The 6,002-nt window shown below is 69.9% G+C and carries 3 protein-coding genes and 1 pseudogene; 2 read left to right on the top strand and 2 right to left on the bottom strand.

The features are described from left to right. Positions 1-213 (bottom strand): annotated as a pseudogene (locus tag ACILQS_RS14955) (hypothetical protein); the annotation flags it as partial. Between the two features lie 130 nt (positions 214-343). Then, positions 344-1,723 carry a zinc-dependent metalloprotease gene (locus ACILQS_RS14950; RefSeq protein ID WP_395640919.1) on the bottom strand — a complete coding sequence of 460 codons (1,380 nt, stop codon included), beginning with the start codon at positions 1,721-1,723 and terminating at the stop codon, positions 344-346. 93 nt (positions 1,724-1,816) lie between these two features. Here ACILQS_RS14950 and ACILQS_RS14945 point away from each other — a divergent pair, with 93 nt between their 5' ends. Then, positions 1,817-2,938, top strand: a complete 1,122-nt coding sequence (locus tag ACILQS_RS14945) for a PDZ domain-containing protein (RefSeq protein ID WP_395640918.1) — start codon at positions 1,817-1,819, stop codon at positions 2,936-2,938. A gap of 89 nt (positions 2,939-3,027) precedes the next feature. After that, positions 3,028-5,901: a UPF0182 family protein gene (locus ACILQS_RS14940; RefSeq protein ID WP_395640917.1), complete on the top strand. Its 2,874-nt coding sequence runs from the start codon at positions 3,028-3,030 to the stop codon at positions 5,899-5,901. Positions 5,902-6,002: the final 101 nt, after the last annotated feature.

The following is a 6,002-nucleotide window of genomic DNA, read 5'->3' as shown; positions in this document are numbered from 1 at the left end:
CATCGCGAACCCCGACTCGGAGATCCCCGCCCCGAGCGTCGCCAGCAGCCGATCTTCGCCCGCGGTCACGTCCTCGAGTACGACGACCGGATCCTCCGACCCGAACTGCACGCTCGACGGCGTGCGCCACAGCAGCGGGAGGTCCGAGACGAGTCGCAACACCATGCCCGTCAGGATGCCCCCGCCGAGCCGACGGCAACCGGCGTCATCCACAGGAGGGGTGGGAAGTGATCTCCGAGTGAATCGGGGTAGGGGTCCCCGCTCTTCACTCGGAGATCGCTTCCCGCCGCTCCGGAGCGAGTAGCTCAGAGGGGGTTTCGATACACCGCGCTGCGCGCGGCACTCAACCCGCAGATGGCTCCGAGGGACGGTCACCAGTCTCGTCACCCAGCAACTCTTCCAAGGCCCGATCGATGTCGTCGGGCTCCGGGGTGCCGCCGGAGAGGCGGGCGACGAGCGCGGCGGGGTCGTCGACGTCGGCGTCGGAGGGCAGCACGTCGGGGTGCGACCAGAGGTCGTCGCGCCCGTCGGCACCGACGGCGTCGTGCACGGCCTGCCACATCGCCGCGGCCTCCCGCAGGCGCCGGGGGCGCAGTTCGAGGCCGACGAGGGTCGAGAACGCCGACTCGGCGGGGCCGCCGGCGGCGCGGCGACGTCGCACGGTCTCGGCGATGGCGACGGCGTGCGGCAACCGCGTGGTGGCCGCGGCGGTGACGACATCCACCCAGCCTTCGATGAGGGCGAGCATCGTCTCGAGCCGGGCGAGGGCGGCGAGCTGGTCGTCGGTCTTCGGCGGGATGAGGGCGCCGGAGGTCATCGCGGCGCGCAGCTCTTCGGGGTTCTGCGGGTCGAAGTCGGCGGCGAGTTCTTCGAGGCGGGTGGTGTCGATGTGGATGCCGCGGGCGAAGTCGGTGATCTGGGTGAGCAGGTGCAGACGCAGCCACTTGGCGTGCCGGAACAGTCGCGCGTGGGCGAGTTCGCGCACGGCGAGGTAGAGGCGCACCTCGTCGGCGGGGATGTCGAGCCCGCGGCCGAAGTCGTCGACGTTCTGCGGCACGAGCGCGGCCTGCTTCACGTCGCCGTCGAGCAGGGGGATGCCGACATCCCCGCCGGAGACGGCTTCGGCGGCGAGCTGCCCGACCACCTGGCCGAGCTGCATGGCGAACAGGGTGCCGCCGATGTTGCGCATCAGTTTGCCGGCACCGCCGAGCATCCCCTCGAGTTCCCCGGTGGCGTGCTCGTCGAGCACGTTCGTGAGGGCGTCGGCGATCGAGTTGGCGACCGGTTCGGCGAGCTGGGTCCACACCGGCATCGTGGCTTCCGCCCAGCCGGCGCGGGTGAGCAGCACGGGTTCGGTGGTGAGGGTGCTGATCGAGGTGGCCTCATCGAGCCAGAGTGCGGCGACGTGCAGCGCCTGCTCCATCGAGCTGCGTTCGGCGGGGGTCGAGGGTACGGCGGACCGTCCGGCGAGGGCGCGGGCCTGCTCGGTCGCGAGTCCCCAGTTGATGCCGTCGCCGCTGTTCTGCAACGCCTGCTGCAGTTGGCCGATGAGGCGCTTCACCATCTCGGGGTCGTCGGGAAGCCCCGCGGCGCTCGCCAGTTTGGCGGGGTCGAGGTCGGTGTCGCCGGCGAGGAAGTCGCGCAGCATGTCGCGGAACTCGTCGCTTCCGTCGCCGACGCCTTCCGGGTCGGTGGAGTCGTCGCGCGGCGGGTTCTCGGCCATGGCAACTACGCTAGCCCGAGCATCTCGGCGTGGGCCGGGAGAGGCTCTGCGCCCCTGGCGAACACGGGCCGTCAGCGAAGGACGAGGATCGGCGTGTCGGTGCCGCAGGACCCCATGCCGCAGGACGTCGTGCCGCACGAGCCCGCCTACCGTCCGCCGTGGACCACCGTCCTCGGTTTCGGGTTGCTCGTGGCCGCCGTGGTCGGTGCCGCCGCGTTCGCGACCGCACCGTCGCCGTACGTCGTGGAGCGGCCCGGTCCGGTCTACGACACCCTCGGTCAGGTCGAGAACGCCGCCGGCGACCAGGTGACCCTCATCGAGATCCCCGACGAGACGACGTACCCGACATCGGGGCGGCTCGACCTGCTGACGGTGTACCTCAACGGCACGCGGGAGAACCCGCTGTCGTGGCTGGACGTCGCGCAGGCCTGGTTCGATCCGAGCCGCGCGGTGCTGCCCCTCGATGCCGTCTACCCGGAAGGTCAGACCGAGGACGAGGCCGACGAGGAGAGCGCGCTGCAGATGAACACCTCGCAGCAGGATGCCGTCGCCGCCGCGCTCACCGAGCTCGACGTCGAGTTCGACAGCATCCTCACGATCGCGGGGGTCATCGAGGGCGCGCCCGCGGAGGGCGTCCTCGAGGAGGGCGACGAGATCCTGACCGCCGCCGGGCGCGCGATCACGGATGTCGACGGGCTCAAAGCCGAACTCGTGGGCGCGGGGGTCGGCGCCCCTGTGCAGCTCGGAATCCGGCGGGACGGCGAGGACCGGACCGTCACCGTGACCCCGGTCGCCTCCGAGTCCGACGGCTCGCCGGTCATCGGCGTCTTCGCCGCCTCGACTTACGACTTCCCGATCGATGTGCGCATCCAGTTGGACAACGTCGGTGGTCCGAGCGCCGGGATGATGTTCGCCCTCGGCATCTACGACAAACTCACGCCCGGGGAGCTCACCGGCGGCGAGCACATCGCGGGCACCGGCACGATCGGCGGCAGCGGCGAGGTCGGCGCGATCGGCGGCATCGTGCAGAAGATGTACGGCGCGCAGGCGGCCGGGGCCGAGTGGTTCCTCGCGCCGGCCGCGAACTGCGCGGAGGTGGTCGGGCGCATCCCCTCGGGGCTCGAGGTCTTCTCGGTCGAGACCCTCGACGAGGCGATCGAGACCGTCGAGTCGATCGCGTCCGGAAGCACCGGCGACCTCGCGCGCTGCGGCTGAGCGGGTTGAGCCCTGGGCGAACGCCCGACTTCCCCGGGCATCTCGCAGCGATCGCCCCGTAAGCTTCTCGCGATCCGAAGGAGCCGACGTTGTCGACGACCCGCCCTGCGCCCGCCGCCCCGCCCGCCCGTAACCGCACCCGAGCCGCGCTCGCCATCACGGCGGCTGTGGTCGCTGTCCTGGTGATCGCGTTCTTCGTGTTCTCGGGCTTCTACAGCGATGTGCTGTGGTTCGACCAGCTCGGCTTCCTCGAGGTGCTCACCACCCGTTGGGCGGCCTTCGCCGCGATGTTCGCCATCGGGTTCGTCAGCATGGCGCTCGTCGTCTGGCTCAGCATCGCCCTCGCCTTCCGGGCCCGCCCGGTGTACGCCAAACTCAACTCGCAGCTCGACCGCTACCAGCAGGTCATCGAGCCGCTGCGCCGGGTCGCGATGATCGGCATCCCGCTCGTGCTCGGCCTCTTCATGGGCGTCTCGACGGCGACCCGCTGGGAGACCGTGCTGCAGTACCTCAACCGCACGCCCTTCGGGCAGGTCGACCCGCAGTTCGGGCTCGACATCGCGTTCTACGTCTACGAACTGCCGCTCTACCGCGGCATCCTGGCGTACGCCTCCGCGGTCGTCCTGATCGCCGGCCTCGCCGCGCTCGCCACGTCGTACATCTACGGCGGCATCCAGGTCTCCGGCCGCGAGGTGCGGGTCACCCGCCGCGCCCGCATCCAGATCGCCATCACCGCGGCGGTCTACATCGCGCTGCAGGGCGTGAGCATCTGGTTCGACCAGTACGCGACCCTCACCGACCAGAAGGAGATCTTCACCGGCGCCGGCTACGCCGACGTCAACGCGCGGATCCCCGGGCTCGCGATCCTCGCCGGCATCGCCGGTCTCGTCGCCGTGCTCTGCCTCGTGACGGCCGTCATCGGCCGCTGGCGCCTGCCGCTCATCGGCACGGCACTGCTCGTCGTCTCCGGACTCGTCATCGGGTCGATCTACCCGGCGATCGTCGACCGGCTGCAGGTGCAGCCGAGCGCCGGTCAGCTCGAAGCCGAGTACATCCAGAAGAACATCGACGCGACGCGCGAGGCCTACGGCGTCGACGACGTCGAAGAGGTGCCGTACACGGCGCAGGCGGATGCCGAGCCGGGCGCCCTGCGCGACGACGCCGAGACGACCGCGAACATCCGCATCATCGACCCGACCGAGGTGTCGCCGACGTTCCAGCAGCTCGAGCGCGTGCGCCAGTACTACACCTTCGCCGACAACCTCGACGTCGACCGGTACCAGATCGACGGAAGCACCCAGGACACCGTCATCGCCGTGCGCGAGGTCAACCAGGACCCGACGGACAGCTGGTACAACAACGCCCTCGTCTACACCCACGGCTACGGCGTCGTCGCCGCCTACGGCAACCAGCGCGATGCGCGCGGCGAGCCGGTGTTCCTCGAGTCGGGCATCCCGTCGACCGGAGGCCTCGGCGAGTACGAGCCCGCGGTCTACTTCGGCGAGAACTCCCCCGCCTACTCGATCGTCGGCGGCCCGGAGGGCACCGACGCCGACATCGAGATCGACTACCCGTCGGGGTCGAGCGACGGCAACGCCTACACGACGTTCGCCGGCGACGGCGGCCCGCAGCTCGACGGGCTCTTCACGCGCCTGGTGTACGCGCTGAAGTTCCAGTCCGAGGAGATCCTGCTCTCCGGTCAGGTGAACGACGACTCGCAGATCCTCTACGACCGCGACCCGATCGAGCGCGTCAAGAACGTCGCGCCCTACCTGACGGTCGACAGCGACACCTACCCGGCGATCGTCGACGGCAAGATCCTCTGGATCGTCGACGGCTACACGACGACCGCGAGCTACCCGTACTCGCGCATCCAGTCGCTCTCCGACACGATCGTCGACTCGAACACGCCGGCCCAGCCGTACGCGATCGACGACATCAACTACATCCGCAACTCGGTCAAGGCCACGGTCGACGCCTACAGCGGCGAGGTCACCCTCTACGCGTGGGACGAGGAGGACCCGGTGCTGAAGACCTGGCAGGCGGTCTACCCGGGCACGATCACGTCGAAGGACGAGATGAGCGACGACCTGCTCGCTCACGTGCGCTATCCGGCCGACCTGTTCAAGGTGCAGCGGTCGGTGCTCGCGACCTACCACGTCACGAACCCGATCTCGTTCTACTCGCGCACCGACGCCTGGACGACGCCCGACGACCCGACCGAGGCCGAGGAGATCGCGCAGCCGCCGTACTACCTGACGATGAAGGTGCCCGGCACCGACGAGCCGGCGTTCACGCTGTACTCGACCTTCATCCCGCGCACGTCGGGCGACAGCCAGAACATCCTCACCGGGTTCCTCTCGGTGAACTCCGACGTCGGCGACGACTACGGCAAGCTCACGCTGCTGACGCTGCCGAAGGACAACACCGTGCCGGCGCCTGGTCAGGTGCAGAACGCGTTCAACTCCGACCCGGTGGTCGCGGTCGACCTGAACCTGCTCGAGGAGGGCGGGTCGAACGTGATCCGCGGCAACCTGCTGACCCTGCCGGTCGGCGGCGGCCTGCTCTACGTGCAGCCGGTCTACGTGCGCTCGACGGGTACGACGAGCCTCCCGCTGCTGCAGAAGGTGCTCGTCGCGTTCGGCGACGAGATCGCCTACGAGGACACGCTGGATGCCGCGCTCGACCAGTTGTTCGGCGGCGACTCGGGGGCGGATGCCGGGGACGGCGACGTTCCGGTGACGCCGACCGACCCGGCGGACCCCACCGAGCCGACGGACCCGACGACGCCCACCGATCCGGACGCGGGCAACACCGAGCTGCAGCAGGCGTTGCAGGACTACCGCGCGGCCCTCGCCGAGCGTGAAGCCGCCTACGCCCGCAACGACCTCGTCGCCGCAGCCCAGGCCGACCAGGACATGCAGGACGCGGTCGAGCGCGCCATCGCCGCCTCGGAGGGCTGAGTCAACGAGCACGCCGAGCCTCTGCTAAACTCGATCCTTGTGACGCGGGGTGGAGCAGCTCGGTAGCTCGCTGGGCTCATAACCCAGAGGTCGCAGGTTCA

Source organism: Pseudolysinimonas sp. (assembly GCF_044239695.1).
Taxonomy (GTDB): Bacteria; Actinomycetota; Actinomycetes; order Actinomycetales; family Microbacteriaceae; genus Pseudolysinimonas_A.
The sequence above is the reverse complement of the archived record's forward strand: the minus strand, read 5'-3'. Positions and strand labels throughout refer to the sequence as shown.

Coding starts and splice junctions, on each gene's coding strand:
- ACILQS_RS14950 (WP_395640919.1), bottom strand. CDS start 1,723: ATGGCCGAGAACCCGCCGCGCGACGACTCCACCGACCCGGAAGGCGTC.